General features: G+C 71.2%; 20 protein-coding genes. 6 read left to right on the top strand and 14 right to left on the bottom strand.

Translation table 11 applies throughout. The features are described 5' to 3' along the window. The 3 genes from GON04_RS07415 to GON04_RS07425 all read right to left on the bottom strand — a co-directional run bounded on the left by GON04_RS07415 (position 1) and on the right by GON04_RS07425 (position 2,471). Complete coding sequence (locus GON04_RS07415) at positions 1–1,128, bottom strand: ASCH domain-containing protein (RefSeq protein ID WP_157397287.1); 1,128 nt, start codon at positions 1,126–1,128, stop codon at positions 1–3. A 66-nt stretch (positions 1,129–1,194) separates the two neighbouring features. Continuing rightward, complete coding sequence (locus tag GON04_RS07420; protein ID WP_157397288.1) at positions 1,195–1,611, bottom strand: PPC domain-containing DNA-binding protein; 417 nt, start codon at positions 1,609–1,611, stop codon at positions 1,195–1,197. Between the two features lie 164 nt (positions 1,612–1,775). Then, positions 1,776–2,471 (bottom strand): DUF2306 domain-containing protein, encoded by a 696-nt coding sequence (locus tag GON04_RS07425; RefSeq protein ID WP_157397289.1) that lies wholly within the window; start codon positions 2,469–2,471, stop codon positions 1,776–1,778. A gap of 545 nt (positions 2,472–3,016) precedes the next feature. Here GON04_RS07425 and GON04_RS07430 point away from each other — a divergent pair. Then, a complete protein-coding gene (locus GON04_RS07430) occupies positions 3,017–4,297 on the top strand; it encodes a hypothetical protein (RefSeq protein ID WP_157397290.1) in 1,281 nt (426 codons plus the stop codon). Between the two features lie 85 nt (positions 4,298–4,382). On the opposite strand, the gene GON04_RS07435 is transcribed toward GON04_RS07430, so the two are convergent. From GON04_RS07435 to GON04_RS07475, 9 genes are all read right to left on the bottom strand, one after another. Beyond that, complete coding sequence (locus GON04_RS07435) at positions 4,383–5,252, bottom strand: sugar phosphate isomerase/epimerase family protein (protein WP_157398399.1); 870 nt, start codon at positions 5,250–5,252, stop codon at positions 4,383–4,385. A gap of 41 nt (positions 5,253–5,293) precedes the next feature. Then, positions 5,294–6,208 carry a VOC family protein gene (locus GON04_RS07440; protein ID WP_157397291.1) on the bottom strand — a complete coding sequence of 305 codons (915 nt, stop codon included), beginning with the start codon at positions 6,206–6,208 and terminating at the stop codon, positions 5,294–5,296. A 30-nt stretch (positions 6,209–6,238) separates the two neighbouring features. After that, the gene (locus tag GON04_RS07445; RefSeq protein ID WP_157397292.1) at positions 6,239–7,102 is read right to left on the bottom strand and encodes a shikimate dehydrogenase family protein; all 864 of its coding nucleotides are present in this window, start codon (positions 7,100–7,102) and stop codon (positions 6,239–6,241) included. Positions 7,103–7,107: 5 nt separating this feature from the next. Further along, entirely contained in the window at positions 7,108–8,112 is a 1,005-nt protein-coding gene (locus tag GON04_RS07450) for a DctP family TRAP transporter solute-binding subunit (protein WP_181653933.1), read from the bottom strand. 83 nt (positions 8,113–8,195) lie between these two features. Next, complete coding sequence (locus tag GON04_RS07455; RefSeq protein WP_157397293.1) at positions 8,196–9,473, bottom strand: TRAP transporter large permease; 1,278 nt, start codon at positions 9,471–9,473, stop codon at positions 8,196–8,198. Continuing rightward, positions 9,470–10,024, bottom strand: coding sequence for a TRAP transporter small permease subunit (locus GON04_RS07460; protein ID WP_181653934.1), 555 nt, complete (start codon positions 10,022–10,024; stop codon positions 9,470–9,472). Before GON04_RS07460 ends, GON04_RS07455 begins: the two co-directional genes overlap by 4 nt. 114 nt (positions 10,025–10,138) lie before the next feature. Further along, positions 10,139–10,831: a TetR/AcrR family transcriptional regulator gene (locus GON04_RS07465; protein ID WP_157397294.1), complete on the bottom strand. Its 693-nt coding sequence runs from the start codon at positions 10,829–10,831 to the stop codon at positions 10,139–10,141. A gap of 55 nt (positions 10,832–10,886) precedes the next feature. After that, entirely contained in the window at positions 10,887–11,333 is a 447-nt protein-coding gene (locus GON04_RS07470; protein ID WP_157397295.1) for a type II 3-dehydroquinate dehydratase, read from the bottom strand. Further along, positions 11,330–12,334: a TRAP transporter substrate-binding protein gene (locus tag GON04_RS07475; protein WP_338050916.1), complete on the bottom strand. Its 1,005-nt coding sequence runs from the start codon at positions 12,332–12,334 to the stop codon at positions 11,330–11,332. The genes GON04_RS07470 and GON04_RS07475 overlap by 4 nt, the downstream gene beginning before the upstream one ends. Before the next feature lie 102 nt (positions 12,335–12,436). Between GON04_RS07475 and GON04_RS07480 the strand changes: the two genes are divergently transcribed. Then, positions 12,437–13,255, top strand: coding sequence for an IclR family transcriptional regulator (locus GON04_RS07480; RefSeq protein ID WP_157397296.1), 819 nt, complete (start codon positions 12,437–12,439; stop codon positions 13,253–13,255). Here GON04_RS07480 and GON04_RS07485 read toward each other — a convergent pair. Then, positions 13,221–13,835: a DUF1003 domain-containing protein gene (locus GON04_RS07485; protein ID WP_157397297.1), complete on the bottom strand. Its 615-nt coding sequence runs from the start codon at positions 13,833–13,835 to the stop codon at positions 13,221–13,223. The genes GON04_RS07480 and GON04_RS07485 overlap by 35 nt on opposite strands. Positions 13,836–14,485: 650 nt before the next feature. Here GON04_RS07485 and GON04_RS07490 point away from each other — a divergent pair. Both GON04_RS07490 and GON04_RS07495 read left to right on the top strand, forming a co-directional pair. Next, complete coding sequence (locus GON04_RS07490) at positions 14,486–16,228, top strand: ABC transporter ATP-binding protein (protein WP_157397298.1); 1,743 nt, start codon at positions 14,486–14,488, stop codon at positions 16,226–16,228. Then, on the top strand, positions 16,218–17,999 hold the full coding sequence (locus GON04_RS07495) for an ABC transporter ATP-binding protein (protein WP_157397299.1): 1,782 nt from the start codon (positions 16,218–16,220) through the stop codon (positions 17,997–17,999). The genes GON04_RS07490 and GON04_RS07495 overlap by 11 nt, the downstream gene beginning before the upstream one ends. Positions 18,000–18,027: 28 nt before the next feature. Here the strand turns inward: GON04_RS07495 and GON04_RS07500 are convergent, their stop codons facing one another. Beyond that, a complete protein-coding gene (locus tag GON04_RS07500) occupies positions 18,028–18,447 on the bottom strand; it encodes a MarR family winged helix-turn-helix transcriptional regulator (protein ID WP_370530041.1) in 420 nt (139 codons plus the stop codon). Positions 18,448–18,593: 146 nt separating this feature from the next. On the opposite strand from GON04_RS07500, the gene GON04_RS07505 reads away from it, so the two are divergent. Both GON04_RS07505 and GON04_RS07510 read left to right on the top strand, forming a co-directional pair. Next, positions 18,594–19,055 (top strand): tripartite tricarboxylate transporter TctB family protein, encoded by a 462-nt coding sequence (locus GON04_RS07505; protein WP_181654038.1) that lies wholly within the window; start codon positions 18,594–18,596, stop codon positions 19,053–19,055. 17 nt (positions 19,056–19,072) lie between these two features. Beyond that, the gene (locus GON04_RS07510) at positions 19,073–20,575 is read left to right on the top strand and encodes a tripartite tricarboxylate transporter permease (protein ID WP_157397301.1); all 1,503 of its coding nucleotides are present in this window, start codon (positions 19,073–19,075) and stop codon (positions 20,573–20,575) included. Positions 20,576–20,636: the final 61 nt, after the last annotated feature.

The raw sequence follows: 20,636 nt of genomic DNA on the forward strand, positions 1-20,636 counted from the left end.
TCAGGCATCCGCGCGCTGCAGGGCCTGCGCCACCTGGCGCAAGGGCGCCAGCGCAGGGAGCGCATCGACGGCGACCCGCTCGGGGCACCAGGGCGACGGCAGGGCGGCGGCCCAGGCCATGACGGTCTGCAGCGTGTCGGGCGGCAGGCTCTCCATGGCGTCGATCCGGATCGTGAGCGCCGCGACCCGGCCGTCGGCCGGTGCGAACGCCCAGTCGTAGCGGCCGCATCCCACGCGCACCGCGCCGTCCTGCCTGGCCGACATGGCCACCAGCCAGCGGCAGCCGAAGGCCACCGCGTCCGGCGGCGGCGGCGCGCCGAGGCAGACGCTGTGCACGTTCTCGTACTCCTGGTTGAAGCGGCGCACCAGCGTCTCGGCCAGGGCCTCGCGGCCGGCCGATGCCGGCGGGAACGAGATCGCGTCGGTGCGCACGACCATGCGCAGCTGCACGTCGGGCGCGAAGGCCGCGTCGAGCAGGTAGGGCCGGTTGCCGTCCTTGGCCCGGAGGTAGGCGGCGATCGCCTCGGCGGGGGAAATCGCCTGGCCCTCGAACGCGCGGGCGACGGCCACCGGGCGCGCATCGGCGACGGTGGGCGGCCAGACGACCTGGAAGCACTGGCACAGGACCGGAGTGTCGTCCTGCAGCCGGCCGCCCCACTCGCGGAAGACTTGGCCGAAGTACCACGCATGGGCCTGCCGCCAGGCCGCCAGGCTGCCGTCGCCCTCGCCTTCCCGGGCCGCGAAGGAGGCGTCGACGGCCTCGAACGCCACCAGCTGCACCGAGGTGCGCTCGATGATGGCCACGGGATGGCCGGCCCCGTCCAGGACGATGCTCAGGTCGCCCGCCACCGGCAGCGCCTCGCCCAGCGCCGTGTACTCCACCGGCAGGCTGGCCGTGGCCCGCTTGCGGCCGGCCAGGACCAGGGCGGCCAGCTCATCGGCCAACGGGCCCTCGCCACCGAAGCCGAAGGCGTCGGGCCAGGCCGTGCGGCGCGGGTCGCCTCCCGCGAGCGAGGCGGTGAAGCCGTCCCAGAAGGCCGCGCACTCGGCGTCCTGCCGCACATCGCGCCGGCCGGCCCGTGCCCGCGCGGCGCGCGGGTCGGCGTCGGGGATGGGGGTGAACGACATGCCGTGCGCGGCTGCGGCCGACAGGCTCAGGCCGCCCGGCCCAGCGCTGGCGGGACGGTGGGTGGATCAAGCCGCATGCCGCGTTCCTCCCCGTGGACGGATCACGAGCTCGTGGAAGCCGGTGGCCGGATCGTGCTCGCGCGTGAGCGACCAGTCGCTGAGCGCAACCAGAAGAAGCTCGGCTGTCGTGCGGACCGTGTTGCCGTAGCCGACGTGGCCGCCGGACACGCGGCCGGACGCATCGGAGACCGCCATGTGCAGGTGCGCCCCCGACGCGCCGAGCGTGCCCGAGAGGGTGAGGATTTCCAGGGGACCGGCGACCACGCTGTCGGTGGCCGCGCCCGCGTACCGGAGACGGGCCTCGACCAGGCTGCCGATCCCGGCGACCACGAACGCGGACTCCATCCCGGGTCTCGCCGCAGCGTCTTCCAGGGCGCGCCGCAGGTCCACGCCGGGCGGCAGGCGAAGGGGCAACCGGTCCATCGCCGTCAGGCCCGCGTCCCGGGCAGCACCCCGGACAGACTCGTCGGCATTCCTGTGCGCTGCTCCAGCATGTGGTCGGTCCTCGCTTCCAGCCCCGGCAGCATAGTCACCGGCCAGCGACCCTGCAATTCGGATGCCGGGCCGAGCCCGGCAGGGCGGCGACCTCAGGCCGAGCGCCGGGCCGCCGGGCCCCGTGGCGCCGGTCGCGCGGCCGGCCGCCAGAACGCCACGATCGCATCGGCTGCCAGGACCACGCAGACCGTCGACAGCCAGATCATGGCCGCGGCGCCGCCGGCATCGGCCGGGAACCGGAACCCGAGCACCTCGGTGGTGAAGCGCACGATGACGAAGGTCAGCGTCAGTGCATAGCTGCGCGCCATCCACAGGCGATGCGTCGCGACGTCCGTGGCGCGGATGGCCACCAGCGCGGCCAGCGTGGTGAACAGCCACAGCAGGGCCTGGGCGACGGATGCCAGCCGCTCCGCCGGTTCGATGTGGAAGACCGCGATCCAGATCGCCACCGGTGCGGCGATGGCGATGGTCGACAGGTACACGTAGCCCAGCACGCGATGCACCCGCGGGTAGTGCACGCGCACCCCGGGGACGAGCTGGAACGGCCCGGTGAGCAACGCCAGCACGCCGCAGGCAGCGTGCAGGTGCAGCAGCCAGCCGTAGGGCCGGATGCGCGCGGACCAGGCCTGGTCCAGGCCCAGCAGGAGCGGCGCCTCGACCACCAGGAAAACCGGCGCCGCGAACGCCGCCAGCAGAAGCAGCAGGACTACCTGGACGGGCGTCGGCGCGACCCGCACGAACGGAGTGAGGAGCCAGCGGACCAGGGAGGCGGAACTCTTGAACTGCATGGCTACCTCCGCAGGCGGGCTTCGGGATCCAGGGGATTCAGCGCGTGGTTGTCATTGAACGCCCTGCCCAGCCAGCCGGCCATCCTGCGTTCTGATTGGCCCGGACGTGCCGACGTCACGACGGCTGAGCGGGCAGGCCGCGCCAGGCCTCGCGACCCCGCCTTGTTGCCGGACGTGACGGGCGTAACAGTTACGCCGAAATTGCCGCCCGTCCCGCCCTCGCCCGTCGAGGCACAGGCGTCTGGCGCACCGCAGCCCGAGCGCTCCATGTGCCGATGGTCAACCGAGGAAGCCGACCGTGCGTCGGGCGGCGGCCTGGCCCACCGTCAGCCGTCGCGTGAACGGCGCGGCGCGGCCAACTCCGTCACGTGCCAGGAGATGGGGCCCAGGCTGCCTCCGCAGCAACCGGCGCCGCTGTCTCGCGCCCGCCACGGCCGGGTCATCCATTGGCGGCATGCCTCGGCCGTTCCTGTCCTACATCCAATGCAAGAGCCTCGGATCAGGATGACTTCACCCCATCTCATCCATCGACAACGAGGACGGACATGAACACCCGCAGTACCCGCGTCACCGGGAGCCCCGTGACACACTTCTTCACCCTGGCCGTCCTCGCCGCAGCCCTCGCCGGCTGCGGCGGTGGCGGCGGTGCCGTGTCCAGCAACGCCACCAGCCAGCCGACGGGATCCACCGTGACCGCACAGACCGACCGCCAGCCCGCGGGCGCCGCCGCGCTCGCCCCGGATCCCGCCACCCGCGTGAACACCGACAGCGCCGGCGCGCAGACGCTGCGCGCCATCGGCGCCACCAGCGACGGCGGTTACAGCGTCAGCTGGTTCTCGCAGCCACCCGGCGCCACGGCCGCGCTGCGGCTGCAGCATTTCGACGCGACCGGCGCGCGCAGCGGTGCCGACCACGCCGTCACGCTCGATGCCGGCCAGAACGGCGTGGCGGCCGCGGTGCTGCCCGACGGCGGTCTGGCCGTGGCCACCGCCGTGGTCGCCACCGGCGCCGACACCGAACCGTGGATCACGCGCAGCTCGATCGTGGTGCGCCGCCACGATGCCAATGGCAGCCCGGCGCGCGCGCCGGTCGAGGTGGCGGCGATCACGCAGGACCGCACGGGCGCGACCACCATGCGCTACGTCGCCCAGCCCTCCGTGGCGCGCTGGGCCGACGGCAGCTTCGTGGTCGGCTGGCAGGTCATCGAAGAGACGGCGGGCGTGCGCACGCCGCAGGCCTGGACCCAGCGCTTCGATGCGCTCGGCAACCCGATCGGCTCGCCGGTGGTCGCCGGCCGCGCCGATGCCGACACCAGCTACCAGCTCATCGCCGTTCCCACCGGCGGCTACATCGTGGCCACGGCACAGCGCGTGATGGGCCGCACCTTCATCCAGTACGCCGGCTTCGACGGCGCGGTCGCGCCGGTCTTCCCGGCCGGCGCGCTCGGGACGGCCGAGGGCAGCCTGCTGCTGCCGCTGGAAGGTGGTGGGATGGTGCTGTTCGCGCCGGCACACACCTACGGCAGCGTGCAGCGCTATGCCGGTGACGGCCAGCCGGCGGGCAGCTCGACCTCGCTGCCGGCCATGCCGCTGGCGGCGGTGGCGCTGCCGGGCGGCGGCTGGATCACCTTCTCGGCCAGCGGTGGTGCCGAGCTGTCGGGGCAGCGGTTCGACGCCGGCGGCCAGCGCGAGGGCGATGCCTTCGCGGTGGCGCCCGGTGCGCTGGCGCCGCAGGGCGCGGTGCTGCAGGGCGGCAGCCTGGGCCTGGCCTGGACCACCGACGCCGGCGGCGACACCGACGTCATGACCCAGCGCCTGCGCCCCTGAGCGCAGCCGCCGCCGGCGAGCGGCTCAGGGCGCGCACGGGCGGCGCGTCCGAGCGACGCCGGCGCCCGGTTCGTGCAGGAGGGCCTCAGCCCTGCGCGGCGCGGCGCAACCGCAGGGCGTCGGGCAGCGGGACCGAGCGGCGCAGCACATCCTCGGCCAGCCACAGCGCCGAGCGTGCGGCACGCTGGGCCACGAAGGGCAGCGGCATCTGCACGTAGTCGTCGTTGAAGACCTCGAAGCTGTAGTCGCCGCGGTAGCCCAGGGCGTCGAGCCGGCGCACCAGTTCCACCAGCGCCGGCGTGTGCACGCCCTCGCCCGGGAACACGCGGAAGGTGCGCGCGGTGGCCATGCGCTCCTCGAAGGTGCGGGTCTCCTGCCACATGAAGTCGGACAGCTGCACCAGGAACACGCGATCCGGATCCAGCTCGTCGATGGCATCCAGCCCGGTGTTGGCCGCCAGCAGGTGGAACGAATCCAGCCCCAGGCCCAGGTTGGGGCAGTCGCCGCGGCACACCACGTCCCAGGCGGTGGTGAACTCGTTGACGGTGCGGCCCCACGACAGGCCCTCGTAGGCGATGCGGATGCCGAACGGCACCGCCAGCATGGCCAGCTTGCGCAGGTCGCGGGCGATGTGGTCGAGGTCCTGGGTGGCGTGGGTGGAGGTCGACGAGCAGGCCAGCAGCACCGTGCAGCCGAGCTCGGCGCACATCTCCAGCATGGCGCGCGCGATGTCCACCTTGTACTGGTGCAGATGGCCCGACAGGCCCTCGAAGTCGCGCAGCACCTGGAAGCCGGTGCCGCGCAGGCCGCTGGCGCGTACCGCGCGCGCGGCAGCCTTCCAGCCTTGCGGATGGCCCACCAGGTCGTTGGCCTTGAGCATCACCTGGCCGAAGCCGGCCTCGGCCATCGCCTCCAGCTTGGCCTCCAGCGGGCCGGCCAGGGTGATGGTGTCCATGCCGAAGCCGGCGATGGCCTGGCGCAGGCTGCGCGGGTCCTTCACGCCGGCCCCTCGTCGTGCACCAGCTCGAACACCACGCCGCCCAGGTAGGTCTTGGTGATGGCGCCGCGCCGCTCGGTGTGCGCGGCCTCGGACTCGACGAATTCCATGCCGCGCGCGCGCAGCGCCTGCACCGCGGCCAGCACGTCGGGCACGCCCAGGCCGATGCGCTGCAGCCGCTCGCGGCCGTCGTCGACGTCGGGCTCGGGCTCGATCAGCTGCAGCATGAACTGGTTGGCCAGGTCCAGGCTCGGAGCCCGCATCAGCTTGCCCGAGGGCAGGATGCCGAAGCGCTGCTCGTCGGGGATGAGCGACAGGCCGAACAGCTCCTCGTAGAACGCGATCCAGTCGGCGCTGCGGCCGGCGCCGATGTACTGCACCACGCCGAAGAAGTGGATGCCGGCCACGGCCGGCGGGCGCTGGTCGACGGTGGGGATGGGCACGAAGTCCACGTCCCAGATCGAGAACTCCTTGTAGCGGTCGACGAAGTACAGGCGGCTGCCGCCGGCGCCATGGATGGCCGGGATGTTCAGCTCCATCGCCTCGGGATGCGTGGGCACCTCCCAGCCGCCCAGGTCGAGCACGCGGCGGTAGGCCGAGCGGGCATCGCGCACGCGGAAGGCCACGGCGCTGATGGCCGGAACCTCGGACAGGGGCGCCGCCTCGCCGTCGACCGGGTGGGCGTCGACCACAACGTTCAGGCCGCCCTGGCGGTACAGCAGCACCTCGCGCGAGCGGTGCCGCGCCACCGGGCGGAAGCCCATCATCTCGAGCACGTGCCCCAGCGCCTGCGGCTTGGAGGTGGAGAACTCGACGAACTCGATGCCGTCCAGGCCGAGCGGGTTGGACTCGTCGCTGAACGAGGCCTGCAGCGGCTCGCGGGCGTGGTCGGGATGGACAAGCAGGTCGCTCATGTCGGAAAACCTCTCGCGGGCCGCGGCCCCTCAGTACTGCAGGCGGGCGACCGAGCGCAGGGTCTGGGCGTCGGTCGTCGGGTAGCCGAAGAATTCGAGGTAGGCCGGGATCATCTCGAACAGCATGTCGGTGCCCACCTGCACCGGGCAGCCGCGCGCCTGGGCAGCGGTGAGGAAGGCGGTCATCTCGGTCTTCATCACCACCTCGCCGACGAAGGTGCGCGGCTCGAGCCGGTCCATCGGCATGGGCAGCGGGTCGCCGGGGTTCATGCCCATGGGCGTGGCGTTGACGGCCAGGTCCATGCCGGCGGGGTCGTTGCTGCCGATGCTCACGTCGATGGCCGGGTAGTGCGTGCGCAGGCGCTGCGCCAGGCCTTCCACCGACGGCTGGTGCACGTCGTACAGCGCCAGCGCCGCGACGCCGGCGGCCGCCAGCGACGCCGCGATGGCCGAGCCGACGCCGCCGCAGCCGACCACCAGCGCGCGCGCGCCGGCCACCTGCAGGCCCTTGCGGCGCAACCCGCGCACGAAGCCCTCGCCGTCGAACATGTCGCCCGTCAGCCGCCCGGCGACATCGCGCCGCACGGCGTTGCAGGCGCCGGCCACCTTGACGGTGGGCGTCACCTCGTCGAGCAGCTCGACCACGCTCACCTTGTGCGGCATGGTGATCAGCGCGCCGCGGATGTTCTCCAGCGCGAACAGGCTGCGCAGCACCGGCGCGAAGCTGTCGGGGCGCACCCCCATCGGGACGACCACGGCGTTGACGCCGACCGACTCGAAGTAGGGGTTGTAGATCATCGGCGCCTTGAACGAGTGCGTCGGCCACCCCAGGTGGGCGATGAGTTCGGTGTGGCCGTCGATCTGCATGGCGCGCGGGTGGCTGCGGGCGTTCATCCGGCTTACTTGCGGACCTTGTCCAGCTCGGCCTGCACGGCGCTCACGGTGGCCTCGATGCCGGCCGAGTGCTTGGCGATCACCGGCTTCATCTTGTCGCGCAGCTTGCCCACCTCGGCCGCGGGCAGTTCGGTGACCTGCAGGCCGCCCTTCTTGAGCGCCTCCAGGATGGTGCTGCCGGCGGTGCGGGTCTGCTCGCGCTGGTACTTGGCCGATTCGGTGGCGGCATCCTGCAGCAGCTTCTTCTCGTCGGCCGACAGCTGGTCCCAGACCTTCTTGCTGATCACCACCGACTGCGGGTTGTACTGGTGGTTGGTGAGGGTCATGTACTTCTGCACCTCGTTGAGCTTGGCGCCCTGGATGGTGGCCACCGGGTTCTCCTGCCCGTCCACCGCCTTCTGCTCCAGCGCGGCGTACAGCTCGGGGAACGGCAGCGGCGTCGGGTTGGCGCCCAGCGCGGAGACCCAGTCGACGTTGATCGGGTTGGGGATGACGCGCAGCTTCAGGCCGGCGATGTCCTCGACCTTGGCGATCGGGCGCTTGCTGTTGGTCAGCTCACGAAAGCCCAGGTCGAAGTAGGCCAGGCCGACCAGGCCCTTCTCCTCCAGCCTGGTGTGCAGCTGCTTGCCGACCGGGCCGTCGAGCAGGGCGTCGGCCTCCTTCGGGCTGGAGACGAGGAAGGGGAAGTCGTAGACGGCGAAGTCCTTCACGACGCTGGCGAAGATGCCCGAGTTCATCGCGGCCATCTCCAGCGTGCCGCCCTGCAGCGACGACAGGTTGGCCTGGTCGCTGCCGAGCGCGCCGCCGGGGAACACCGTGACCTTGAGCTTGCCGCCGGACTTGGCATTGACGATCTCGGCGAACTTGTCCATGCCCAGCACGATGGGATGGCCCTTGGCGTTCTGGTTGGCGAACTTGAGGGTGCGGGTCTGGGCCTGCGCCAGCGGGGCGATGCCGAGGACGGCGACGGCGGCGGTGGCCACCAGGGTCTTGACGAACAGTCGTTTCACGGCATGTCTCCTGTGTGCTTGGCGGGACGCGGGAAGGTCGGGGGCTGCGGCGGCGGCGTACCCCACGCCGGCGCAGCGCGGGATCAGTACAGCCAGCGCAACGGCGCCAGCACCAGCTGCGGGAAGAACACCATCAGGAACATGACGGCGAACTGGGCCAGCATGAAGGGCCAGACGCCCCGGGTCACCTCGTCCATGCTGATCTTGCCCACCCCGGCCACGGTGCTGAGGATGGTGCCCACCGGCGGCGTGATCAGGCCGATGGAGTTGTTGATCATGAACAGCACGCCGAAATAGACCGGGTCGATGCCGGCGGCCTTGACCAGCGGCATGAACACCGGCGTCAGGATCAGGATGGTGGGCGTCATGTCCATCGCCGTGCCCACCACCATGGTGACCACCATGATGGCCAGCATCAGCAGCGTCGGGCGGTCCAGCAGCGGCTGCAGCAGGCTCACCAGTTCGGCCGGCAGGTTGGCCACCGTGATCATCCAGGCCGACACCATGGCGGCAGCCACCAGGAACATCACCACCGCGGTGGTCTGCGCGGCGGCCAGGAACAGCGGGTACAGCTGCGACGGCTTCAGCTCGCGGTAGATCACCATCGAGACGAACAAGGCGTAGACGGCGGCCACGACGGCGGCCTCGGTCGGCGTGAAGACGCCGAACTTCAGGCCCACCAGCACGATGAGCGGCAGGCCGAGCGCGAAGGTGGCGTCCTTCAGGGCCACCAGCACCTCCTGGCGGCTGGCGCGCGGCGGCGGATCGATCTTCTGCCGGCGCACCATCCACCACCAGGTGACCCACAGGGCGCCGCCCAGCAGGATGCCGGGGACGATGCCGGCGATGAACAGCTTGGAGATCGACACGTTGGCGGCGACGCCGAACACGACGAAGCCGATGCTGGGCGGGATGATGGGGCCCATGACCGCCGCCGAGGCCAGCAGGCCGGCCGAGCGCGCCTTGTCGTAGCCGGCGCGGGTCATCATCGGCAGCAGCAGCGCTGCCAGCGCGGCCGCGTCGGCCACCGCCGATCCGGACAGCGCCGACATCAGGGCCGCGGCCAGGATGGCCACGTAGCCCAGGCCGCCGCGCACGTGGCCCACCAGCGTCATGGCCAGGTGGACGATGCGCCGCGACAGGCCGCCGGTGTTCATGATCTCGCCGGCCAGCATGAAGAAGGGAACGGCCAGCAGCGGGAAGCTGTTGGCGCCCTCGAGCGTGTTCTGCGCCAGGATCTGCGGATCGAACATGCCCATGTGCCACATGAGCGCGGCGCCGCAGGCGAGCAGCGAGAAGGCGATGGGCACGCCCAGCGCCATGGCGCCGAGCAGGGAGCCCAGGAAGATGGTGATGGTCATGCGGGCCTCGCTTCGGTGCTGGCACGGGCGTCGTCCGCCACTTCTTCCTCGGATTCGACGATCCCGATCAGCTGGTCGTCGGCGAGCTGGCCGGTGACCAGCTTCCAGAACTCGCTGGCGATGATGATCCCGGCGAGCACCGCGAACACCACGCCGCTGGCATAGAACCAAGCCATCGAGGCCTCCATCACGGCGCTGGTGGTGGTGCGGTTGATCATGGTCTGCTGCCAGCCGCCCTGCCCCATGAGCCAGCACAGGTACAGCATCAGCAGGTGGGTGGCGCCCAGGCAGATCTTCTTGCCCAGCACCGGCAGGCGCGACACCAGCGTGTCGGTGCCCAGGTGGCCGTGGTGGCGCAGCGCGACCACCGAGCCCAGGAAGGTCATCCAGACGAAGAGCCAGCGGGACAGCTCCTCCGACACGGTGATTCCGGAATTGAAGCCGTAGCGCAGCACGACGTTGCCGAACACCATCACGACCATCAGCGCGAGGGCGACGACCATGAGGAAGGCAAAGACGCGGCAGAGCTGGTCGATGAGTCGATCGAGCACGGGATGTCTCCTGCGGGTTTGAACCCGATTTTGTACGGACTGGTTAGTTTGAATCCGGGGGTTAACCCTCGGATCGCGCCGTGCCTTGCGGCGCTCCGACGAACGGTCGGACGCTCAGAGCTTGCGCACGAAGCGCACCACCATCTCGACCACGTTCTCGCGCCGCTGCGCGATGTAGGCCTTGGACTGCATGTCGAGCTTGAAGATGAGGCTGAACGTGTGCCGGTTGGACACGTTGAAGAACGACAGCGCCGAGATGGAGGCGTGGATGTCCACCGGGTCCAGGCCCTTGCGGAACAGGCCGGACTGCACGCCCCGGTCGAGCAGGTTGCGGATGGCCGCGATGGCCGGCACGTTCAGGTCCTGGATGCGCCGGCTCTGCGCCAGGTACTCGCCGCGGTGGATGTTCTCGGACATCACCAGCCGGATGTAGTTCTCGTGGTCCAGGTGGTGGTCGAAGGTGAAAGCCACCAGCCGGCGCAGCGCGTCCTCGGGCTCCAGGTCCTGCAGGTGCAGTTCCGACTCGATGTCGCGCACCCGGCGGTACGACTCCTCCAGCACGGCGAGGTACAGGCCCTCCTTGCTGCCGAAGTAGTAGTAGATCATCCGCTTGCTGGTGCGGGTGAGCTCCGCGATCTCGTCGATGCGCGCGCCGGCCAGCCCCTTCTCGCCGAACTCGGCCTCCGCCACCCGCAGGATGTCGGCCTTGGTGCGCTCCGGGTCGTTGGTGCGGCCGGGTTCCGGGCGCGCGGCCTGGCGCGCCGCCGGGGCGGTCCTCGCACGCTCGACACGAACTGGTTCGTTCATTCATCGAGTATAGGTCGCGCTTCCCGGCGGGCGCAATGCGGCGTGGGTGCCGTGCCTAGCCGCGGCCGGCCTGGCGCGCGAGGTCGACGACGCCGCGCAGGCCGAGCAGGTAGGACTGCGGGCCCAGGCCCTGGATCGTGCCCTTGACTGCCGGCGAGATGATGGAGTGGCTGCGCCAGGGCTCGCGTGCCGCGATGTTCGACATGTGGACTTCGAGCATCGGGAACGGCATCGCCTTGATCGCATCGTGCAGCGGCACGCCGTGCTGGGTGAGGCCGGCCGGGTTGACCAGCCCGCCCTGCGCGGAGTCGATGTGCTGGTGCAGGAAGTCGACCAGCGCGCCCTCGTGGTTGGACTGGATCGTCGCCAGCTCGACGCCCAGCTCCTGGGCCAGGGCGGCCAGCATGGCGTCGATCTGCGCCAGCGTGGTGGTGCCGTAGATGTGCGGCTCGCGGCGCCCGAACAGGTTCAGGTTCGGGCCGTGTAGGACGAGGATCTTCATTTGCGCAGGCGTGCCAGCTCGTCGTTGTACAGCTTGACGATCGCCGGGTCGTAGCTGGCGGCGAACTTGTCGGTCACCGGCTTGGCGATCTGCGCCATGCGGGCCTGCTCGGCCGCCGGCACCTCGTTGTACTGCATGCCCTTGGCTTTGAGTTCCTCCACGGCCTTGGCGGCAGCGGCGCGGCTGGTCTGGCGCTGGTAGGTGCGGGCCTCGTTGGCGGCCTCGTGCATCAGGCGCTGCTCGGTGGGCGACAGGCGGTCCCAGAAGCGCTTGCTCACCAGCACGATGTTGGCGGCGTACACGTGGTTGGTGGCGCTGACGAACTTGTTCACCTCGAAGAACTTGTTCGACAGGATGACGGCGAACGGGTTCTCCTGGCCGTCGACGGCCTTGGACTCGAGCGCGCCGTACAGCTCGGCGAAGGGCATGGGCACCGGGTTGGCCTTGAACGCCTTGAAGGTGTCGAGGAACACCGGGTTCGGGATCACGCGCAGCTTCAGGCCGTCGAAGTCCTCCACCTTGGAGATGGCGCGGCGGCTGTTGGTGACGTTGCGGAAGCCCAGGTCCCAGTAGCCCAGTGCCACCAGGCCCTTCTCCGGCAGGCGCGCGATCAGCGCCTGGCCCAGCGGGCCGTCCAGCAGCGCGTCGGCCTGCTGGTAGGTGGCCACCGAGAACGGGAAGTCGACCAGGCCGAACTCCTTGACGATGCCGGCCAGCGAGGTGGTGGCCGGCGCCGACATCTCCTGCACGCCGCCCTGCAGGGCCGACTGCTGCTGCATCTCGTTGCCCAGCTGGTTGGAGGGGAACTCCTGCACCTTCAGCTTGCCGCCGCTCTTGGCCGCGAGCAGCTCGGCAAAGCGCTTGACGCCCAGGCTGACCGGGTGGTCGGTGTTGTTCAGGTGGCCGAACTTGATGGTGCGTTCCTGCACGTCCTGGGCCTGGGTGCCGGCGGCGAACGCCAGCGCGATGGTGGCCGCGGCGAGGCGGAAAAACGGTTTCACGGGTCTGTCTCCTTGCGTGGGTCCGGCCGCGCTCCGGGCGGCGGGTGCGGCATGATAGGAACGCCCCCAGAACACCATTCCAGACCGGAATCTCATTTCGCCATGCAAGATCAGGAACCCGCCACCGGCACGGTCCACCGCGTGCTGCGGCTGCTGGAAACGCTGGCCAACGAGCCCGAGGGCATGCCGCTGGCCGCCATCGCCGACGACATCGGCATGCCGCGCAGCGCCTGCCACCGGCTGCTGGCCGACCTGGCCCGCCACGGCTACGTGCGCCAGCTGCGCACCCAGGGCGACTACGCGCTCACCACCAAGCTGCCGGCGCTCGGCCTGAGCTTCCTGGGCAATGCCGGCATCGTGGACATGGCGCAGCCCGTGATCGACCGGCTGGCCGAGGTGTCGGGCGAGCTGGTGCGGCTGGCGCTGGTGGACGGCGACCGGCTGACCTTCGTGGCCAAGGCGCAGGGCGCCCGCTCGGGCCTGCGCTACGACCCCGACATGGGCATCGACGTGCGCCTGTCGTGCAGCGCGGGCGGCCACGCCTGGCTGATGACGCTGTCGGAGGAGCGCGCGACGGCCCTGGTGGCCCGGCAGGGGTTCGGCAGCCCGAAGGAGTTCGGCCCGCGCGCCCCCACCACCTTCAAGGCGCTGATGAAGATCCTGGAGGAGGACCGGCAGCGCGGGTTCAGCCTCATGGCCGAGATGTACGCGCCCGGCATGTCGGCCATCGCGGCGCCGGTGGCGCGGCGCGGCGGCGAGACGGTGGGCGTGATCACGGTAGCCGGTCCGCTGCAGCGGCTGACGCCGGCGCGCATGCAGGCGCTGGGCGCGCCGCTGGTGGCCGCGGCCGCTGAACTGGCGCTGGCCAGCAGCACCTCGCCCCTGTTCACCCAGCGCGGCCGGATGGCGGCTGCACGCTAGGCGGCTGCGTGCCCGGGTGCGGGTGGGCGTGCGCCGGGTCCTCGGCGTAGGCCTCCTCGATCAGGCGCCCGATCATCTCGGGCCGCACCGCCTCGGACAGCGCGGCCACCTCCGGGTCGTCCTCGTCCAGCACGCCCATCTTGCGGGCGATCTGCTGCAGCAGCGCCAGCATCTTGGTGTTCTCCTGCTCGGCCAGCAGGTTGATCTGCAGGTCCAACTGCGTGCGCCGCTCGGTCAGCCGCATCTCGTAGTTCTGCGAGATCAGGATGAAGGCCGACAGGAAGATCGCCTCCAGCGAGACGCACAGCGTGAGGAAGGTGAACGGGTAGGGATCGAAGTGCGGCAGGTGCGGCAGCGTGTTCCAGCCCAGCCAGGCGGCGAACAGCACGGCGTGGATCCACACGAAGCCCATCTGGCCACAGAAGCGCGCCACCGCGTCGGCGGCGCGGTCGGCGAAGCTGCGGTCGCGCTTGGACCACTCCTCCATCTGCCGCATGCGGCTGATGTTGCGACGCACCAGGTCGCGCACGCGGGGTGACACGGACGGATGGGCGTGGGCGGCGCGGGCGGAAGCGGACATGGGCGGAACTCCGGGAAACGCCGGCCGGCCGCCGGCTGCGCGAGTGTGCCGCCGCCCGGATGGCTCGGCGCGTAGGCGGGGAGCGCAGCTTGTCGGGCGCGGCTGTCGTGGTCGTGGTCGTGGTCGTGGTTGTGGTCGTGGTTGGGGCTGCGCGGCAGGCGGCGCCTGTCAGGGCCTCATGGTGTGCCGGTCTCCGCTTCGCTGCGCGCGCGGCGACTGCGCCGCGTCGAGCGCAGGCCGGGGCTTGCCGGCTCAAACTCACTGCGAGTGCTACGCACTCTCCGTTCAAACAGTGAGCCGGAGCCAGTTCACGATGCGCGCTTGACGCGCGCTCCGCCCCGGCCCGCCTGACGCGGCCGTCCCACAAATCGTGCCCTGCCAGGCACCACCTGCCGCGTGGAGGCGCTCTGCGCGATTCACGAGGTGTCGCACGACGGCCCTGCCCTCGTCTCGTCATCCCGGCCTGACAAGCTCTTCCCGAACCCCGTCATTGCGGGCTTGCCCCGCAATCCATCTCCGGAACGCGGTTCGGGTGCGGCAGGACTTCGGAGATGGATGCCGGATCAAGTCCGGCATGACGACAGTCCGGACGAGGCACCGCCTCCGCTCCTAGAATGCGCCGCTCACGCCGGGTTCGGCGCTGCCGCCCGATGTCCCTCTACCGCCTGATCGGCTCCTTCCTCCGCCGCCACTGGGCCGCCTACGCGGTCTCGGCGGTGATGCTGGTGGGCATCGCACTGCTGATCGTCTGGATTCCGCGCCAGGTTGGCCACATGGTCGACGGGCTGGTCACCGACCGGCTCGGCGGCACGGCGCTGCTGCGCGAACTCGGCTGGCTGGCCGCCGCCGGCGCCGCGGTCTACGGCCTGCGGGTGGGCTGGCGCATCACGCTCTATGCGGCCGCCTACCGCCTGGGCGTCGAGTTGCGCCAGCGCCTGTATGCGCGCCTGGCGGCGCAGGGCCCGGCGTTCTTCCAGCAGCACCGCACCGGCAACCTGATGGCGCTGGCCACCAACGACATCGACGCGGTCGAGATGGCGGCCGGCGAAGGCATGCTGGCCGGCTTCGACGGCACCCTCACCCTGCTGCTGGTGGTGGCCGTGATGGCGGTCGGCGTCGACGGCCGGCTGGCGGCCTGCGCGCTGCTGCCCTTCCCGCTGATGGCGCTGTCCTTCGGCTGGATCTCGCAGCACGTGCACGCGGCCTCGCGGGCGTCGCTGGAGCGCTTCGGCGACCTCAACGACCATGCGCAGGAGACGCTGGCGGGCGTGCGCACGGTGCGCGCCCTGGGCCTGCAGGCGCGCAGCCGGGCGCAGTTCCGCCAGCTGGCGGCGCGCGCCGCCGATAGCAGCCTGGCGGCGCAGAGCTGGGAGGCGGCCTACGAGCCGGCGGTCGGCTTCACCCTCAGCGCGGCCACGGTGCTGACGCTGGGCGTGGGCGGCTGGCTGGTCTGGCGCGAGCAGCTCACCATCGGCCAGCTCACCAGCTTCACCATGTACCTCGGCCAGCTGATCTGGCCCATGTTCGCGGCCGGCTGGGTGCTGGCGCTGCTGCAGCGCGGGCAGGCGGCCTGGGACCGGCTGCGGCCGGTGCTGGAGGCGCCGCTGGCCATCCACGACCACGGGCGCATCGAGCGGGTGGCGCCGGGACCGATCGAGGCTACGGCGCTGCGCTTCGCCCATCCCGGCCAGGCCCGGCCGGCGCTGGACGGCATCTCGCTGCAGCTGGCGGCCGGCCGCACGCTGGGGCTGGTGGGGCCCACCGGCGCCGGCAAGTCGACGCTGCTGCGCATGCTGCTGCGCCACCACGACCCGGCCGCCGGCACGCTGCGCTGGGGCGGCACCGACCTGCAGGACTACACGCTGGGCGCACTGCGCGAGGCGATCGCCTGGGTTCCGCAGGAGGCCTTCCTGTTCTCGGCCTCGGTGGCCGACAACATCGCCCTCGCCCGGCCCTCGGCCAGCCGCGCGGAGGTGGAGGCGGTGGCGCGGCTGGCCGCCGTGCACGACGACATCCTGCGGCTGCCGCGCGGCTACGACACGCCGGTGGGCGAGCGCGGCGTCACGCTGTCGGGCGGCCAGCGCCAGCGCATCGCCATCGCCCGCGCCCTGCTCACCGGCGCGCCGCTGCTGCTGCTGGACGACGCGCTGTCGGCCGTCGACACCGAGACCGAGGCGCGCATCCTGTCCCACCTGCGGCAGGCCCGCGTCGGCCGCACCGTCGTCATCGCCAGCCACCGCCTGAGCGCCGTCGCCGACGCCGACCTCACGGTGGTGCTGCGCGAGGGCCATGTCGTCGAACAGGGCACGCACGCCGAGCTGGTCGCGGCCGGTGGGTGGTACGCCCGGCAGTGGCGCTACCAGCAACTACAGGCGAGCCTGGATGCAGACTGAACCCGAGGCCGTGCACGACCGCCGCGCGTTGCTGGGCGACGCCGCAAGGCTGCTGGTGCGCGCCGCCACGCCCGAGCGCCGGCACCTGGGCATCGCCATCGCCTGGCTGATGCTGGCGGCGGGACTGGAAGCGCTGGGCCCGCTGGTGGGCAAGTTCCTCATCGACCACTACCTGGTGCCCCGGCAGGCGCGGCTGGCCGAGATCGGGGGCCTGCTGGCCGGCGCGCTGGTGGCCGGCATGCTGGCCAGCTGGCTGCGCTACGCCCAGCTGATCCGCCTGGCCGGGCTGGCGATGCGCTCGGTGCAGCGGGTGCGCGAGGAGGTCTACGGCCACGTGCTGCAGCTGCCGATGGCGTTCTTCGACCGCGCCATCACCGGCCAGCTGGTCAGCCGCGTCACCAACGACACCGAGGCGGTCAAGACGCTGTACGTGCAGGTGCTGTTCGTGATGCTGGACAGCCTGATCGTGCTGGCCGGCGCCGGCCTCGCGATGCTCTGGCTGGACTGGCGGCTGATGCTGGTGGTGGCGATGCTGGCGCCCGCGATGGCGCTCATCGTCACCCTGTACCAGCGGCTGTCGGGGCCGGCCGTGGCCCGCTCGCGCCAGCTGCGCAGCGAGCTCAATGCGCAGGTGGCCGAATCGATCGCCGGCATGCCGGTGCTGCAGGCCAGCAATGCCGGCGAGCGCTTCGAGGCCCGCTTCGCCCAGCTGAACGAGGCCCACTACGCGGCCCGCCAGCAGGAGCTGCGCGCCAACGCCTGGCTGCTGCGGCCCATGCTGGACTTCCTCAACACGCTGCTGCTGGCGCTGGTGATCTTCGTGTTCGACCTGCGCAGCGCCGGTGCGCCGCTGGGCGCGGTGGAGATCGGCGTGCTGTACGCCTTCATGGGCTACATCGCCCGGGTGACCGAGCCGCTGACCCAGATCACGATGCAGTTCTCGCAGCTGCAGCAGGCCCTGGTGGGCGCCGCGCGGGTGCAGACCCTGTTGCGCGAAGCCGAGACCCCGCCCCACGCCGCCGCCGGCGAGGTGCACGCCGGCGGCATCCGCATCGACCACCTGGACTTCGCCTACCAGCCCGGGCATCCGGTGCTGCAGGGCATCGACATCGAGCTGGCGCCGGGCAGCTTCCACGGCATCGTCGGCCACACCGGCAGCGGCAAGACCACCCTGCTGTCACTGCTGCTGCGCTTCTACCCGGCACCGCCCGGGCGCATCCGCATCGACGGCACGCCGCTGGAGGCGATCGGCGAGGACCACTTCCGCGACCGCGTGGGGCTGGTGCCGCAGGAGCCCTTCCTGCTGGCGGCGACGGCGCGCGAGAACATCGCCATGGGCCGGCCGCTGGACGACGCCCAGGTCGTGGCGGCGGCGCGCGCAGCCCATGCGCACGGGTTCATCAGCGCGCTGGAACAGGGCTACGACACCCAGCTGGGCGAAGGCGGGGCCCGCCTGTCGGTGGGCCAGAAGCAGCTGCTGGCGATCGCGCGGGCGCTGGCCGGCCGGCCGCGCATCCTGTTCCTGGACGAGGCCACCTCGCACATCGACTCGGACACCGAGCAGGTCGTCCAGCAAGCCCTGGCGGCGCTGCGCGGCCGGGTGACCGTGGTCGCCATCGCCCACCGGTTGTCGACGGTGCGCGATGCCGACCGCATCCTGGTGCTCAACCATGGCCGCATCGCGGAGCTGGGGCGGCACGAGGACCTGATGGCGATCACGGGCGGCATCTACCGCCGCCTGTACGAGCTGCAGCAGCTGGAAGACGAGTGAGCGGCCGCCGGCCGGACCGGCCGGGGCGTCAGCCGCTCGAGGCGCTCGCCGCCTCGATCACCGCCGCCAGCGCGCCCATCTGCGCCCGGTGCTGCGCCGCCACCTTGTCGACGCAGCGCCGTCCCTTGGCCGTGAGGTGGACCTCGACCAGCCGGCCGTCCAGCGGGTTGTCCTTGCGGCGCACCAGCCCGGCCTCCTCGCAGCGGGAGACCAGCGCCACCACCCCGTGGGGCTGGGTCTGCAGGCGTTCGGCCAGCTCGCCGATGCTGGCCCACTCGCGCCCCGGGAAGCCCTGGGTGTGCAGCATCAGGTGGTACTGCACCGCCGTGACGCCGGCGGCGCGCGAGGCCTCCTCGCCGAAGCGCAGGAAGCGCCGCAGTTCGTAGCGGAACAGCGACTGCCGCTCCAGCTCCGCCTTGTCGAGCGGCGCCAATTTCGTCGATTCCATCGTCCCCATCCGTTGCCGGCCGCTGCCGGCGCGCGGGCCACTGTACACCGCACACTCCCGGCGCATTTACATCACGGCATGATCTATTTATGTCACGTCATGATATAAAAGCGGATCAGGCTCCAGTCAGGAACATCCGCATGAAAGTGACCATCCGCAACCAGAAAGACTTCGCCGCCGGCCTCATCTACCTGCTGGCGGGCGCCGGGTTCAGCATCGGCGCGCTCAACTACCACATCGGCGACGCCGCCCGCATGGGGCCCGGCTGGTTCCCGTTCTGGATCGGCATCCTGCTCGCCGCCGTGGGGCTGCTCGTCGCCGGCGCATCGGTGCGGGCCGGCGCCGCGTCCGAGCAGTTGCAGCGCCCGAAACTGGGCGCGATGGCCTGGATCCTGGGCGCCGTGGTGCTGTTCGGCCTGCTGCTGCAGCCGCTCGGCCTGGTGCTGGCGCTGGTGGCGCTGGTGCTGGTGTCCAGCCGCGGCAGCCACGAGTTCGCCTGGAGGGGCGCCCTCTTGAACACCGTGGTGCTGGTCGTCTTCAGCATCGGCGCCTTCATCTGGGGCATCAGCCTGCAGATTCCGCTGTGGCCCTCCTTCCTGATGAACTGAACCACCGAACGCCCGCCATGGACCTCATCTCCCACCTCGCCCTGGGCTTCGAGACGGCCCTGAGCCTGCAGAACCTCGCCTACGCCTTCCTCGGCTGCCTGCTGGGCACCCTGATCGGCGTGCTGCCCGGCCTGGGGCCGGCGACCACCATCGCGATGTTGCTGCCGGTCACCTACACGCTGCCGCCGGTGGCCGCGCTGATCATGCTGGCCGGCATCTACTACGGCGCCCAGTACGGCGGCTCCACCACGGCCATCCTGGTCAACCTGCCGGGCGAGTCGTCCTCGGTGGTCACGGCGATCGACGGCTACCAGATGGCCCGCCAGGGCCGCGCCGGCGCCGCGCTGGCGACCGCGGGCATCAGTTCCTTCCTGGCCGGCTGCGTCGCCACCCTGGTACTGGCCGCCTTCGCCGTGCCGATGTCGGAGCTGGCGTTCAAGTTCGGGCCGGCCGAATACTTCTCGCTCATGGTGCTGGGCCTGGTCGGCGCGGTGGTGCTGGCGTCGGGCTCGCTGGTCAAGGCCATCGGCATGATCCTGCTGGGGCTGGTGCTGGGCCTGGTGGGCACCGACGTGAACTCCGGCGTCGCCCGCTACTCGTTCGACATCCCCGAGCTGACCGACGGCATCAACTTCGTGGCGGTGGCCATGGGCCTGTTCGGCTTCGCCGAGATCATCGCCAACGTGGAGCAGCGCGAGCACCGCGAGACCTTCACCAACGAGGTGACCAACCTGTTCCCCACCATGGACGACTTCCGCCGCATGCTGCCGGCGGCCATCCGCGGCACCGCCCTGGGCACCGTGCTGGGCATGCTGCCGGGCGGCGGCGCCACGCTGTCGTCGTTCGCTTCCTACACGCTGGAGAAGAAGCTATCCAAGCGGCCGCAGCAGTTCGGCCGCGGCGCCATCGAGGGCGTGGCTGGCCCCGAGGCCGCCAACAACGCCGGCGCGCAGACCTCGTTCGTGCCGCTGCTGACGCTGGGCATCCCGTCCAACGTGGTGATGGCGCTGATGGTCGGCGCCATGACCATCCACAACATCCAGCCGGGGCCGCAGGTGATGACCAGCAACCCCGAGCTGTTCTGGGGCCTGATCGCCAGCATGTGGATCGGCAACGCCATGCTGATCATCCTGAACCTGCCGCTGATCGGCCTGTGGGTCAAGCTGCTCAAGGTGCCGTACCGCTACCTGTACCCGGCCATCCTGGTGTTCTGCTGCATCGGCGTCTACTCGATCAACAACAACGCCTTCGACGTCTTCATGACGGTGCTGTTCGGCGTCGCCGGCTACCTGTTCGCGCGCTGCGGCATGGAGCCCGCTCCCCTGCTGCTGGGCTTCGTGCTCGGGCCGATGATGGAGGAGAACCTGCGCCGCGCCCTGCTGCTGTCGCGCGGCGATTTCTCCACGCTGGTGACCCGGCCGCTGTCGGCCGGGCTGCTGGTCGCCACCCTGGCCATGGTCGCCATCGTCGCCCTGCCGGCGATCCGCAAGACGCGCGAGGACGCCTTCCAGGAGGCCTGAGCGGCGCCCCGCGCGCCCGGGCCCGCCGGGCAGCCCGCGGCCGAGCTGCTACGCTGCCGCG

It is taken from the genome of Ramlibacter pinisoli, assembly GCF_009758015.1.
GTDB classification, from domain to species: domain Bacteria; phylum Pseudomonadota; class Gammaproteobacteria; order Burkholderiales; family Burkholderiaceae_C; genus Ramlibacter; species Ramlibacter pinisoli.

Coding starts and splice junctions, on each gene's coding strand:
- GON04_RS07500 (WP_370530041.1), bottom strand. CDS start 18,447: ATGGAATCGACGAAATTGGCGCCGCTCGACAAGGCGGAGCTGGAGCGG.
- GON04_RS07490 (WP_157397298.1), top strand. CDS start 14,486: ATGTCCCTCTACCGCCTGATCGGCTCCTTCCTCCGCCGCCACTGGGCC.
- GON04_RS07435 (WP_157398399.1), bottom strand. CDS start 5,252: ATGGACACCATCACCCTGGCCGGCCCGCTGGAGGCCAAGCTGGAGGCG.
- GON04_RS07420 (WP_157397288.1), bottom strand. CDS start 1,611: ATGGACCGGTTGCCCCTTCGCCTGCCGCCCGGCGTGGACCTGCGGCGC.
- GON04_RS07495 (WP_157397299.1), top strand. CDS start 16,218: ATGCAGACTGAACCCGAGGCCGTGCACGACCGCCGCGCGTTGCTGGGC.
- GON04_RS07480 (WP_157397296.1), top strand. CDS start 12,437: ATGCAAGATCAGGAACCCGCCACCGGCACGGTCCACCGCGTGCTGCGG.
- GON04_RS07425 (WP_157397289.1), bottom strand. CDS start 2,471: ATGCAGTTCAAGAGTTCCGCCTCCCTGGTCCGCTGGCTCCTCACTCCG.
- GON04_RS07415 (WP_157397287.1), bottom strand. CDS start 1,128: ATGTCGTTCACCCCCATCCCCGACGCCGACCCGCGCGCCGCGCGGGCA.
- GON04_RS07470 (WP_157397295.1), bottom strand. CDS start 11,333: ATGAAGATCCTCGTCCTACACGGCCCGAACCTGAACCTGTTCGGGCGC.
- GON04_RS07430 (WP_157397290.1), top strand. CDS start 3,017: ATGAACACCCGCAGTACCCGCGTCACCGGGAGCCCCGTGACACACTTC.
- GON04_RS07510 (WP_157397301.1), top strand. CDS start 19,073: ATGGACCTCATCTCCCACCTCGCCCTGGGCTTCGAGACGGCCCTGAGC.
- GON04_RS07440 (WP_157397291.1), bottom strand. CDS start 6,208: ATGAGCGACCTGCTTGTCCATCCCGACCACGCCCGCGAGCCGCTGCAG.
- GON04_RS07455 (WP_157397293.1), bottom strand. CDS start 9,473: ATGACCATCACCATCTTCCTGGGCTCCCTGCTCGGCGCCATGGCGCTG.
- GON04_RS07465 (WP_157397294.1), bottom strand. CDS start 10,831: ATGAACGAACCAGTTCGTGTCGAGCGTGCGAGGACCGCCCCGGCGGCG.
- GON04_RS07445 (WP_157397292.1), bottom strand. CDS start 7,102: ATGAACGCCCGCAGCCACCCGCGCGCCATGCAGATCGACGGCCACACC.
- GON04_RS07485 (WP_157397297.1), bottom strand. CDS start 13,835: ATGTCCGCTTCCGCCCGCGCCGCCCACGCCCATCCGTCCGTGTCACCC.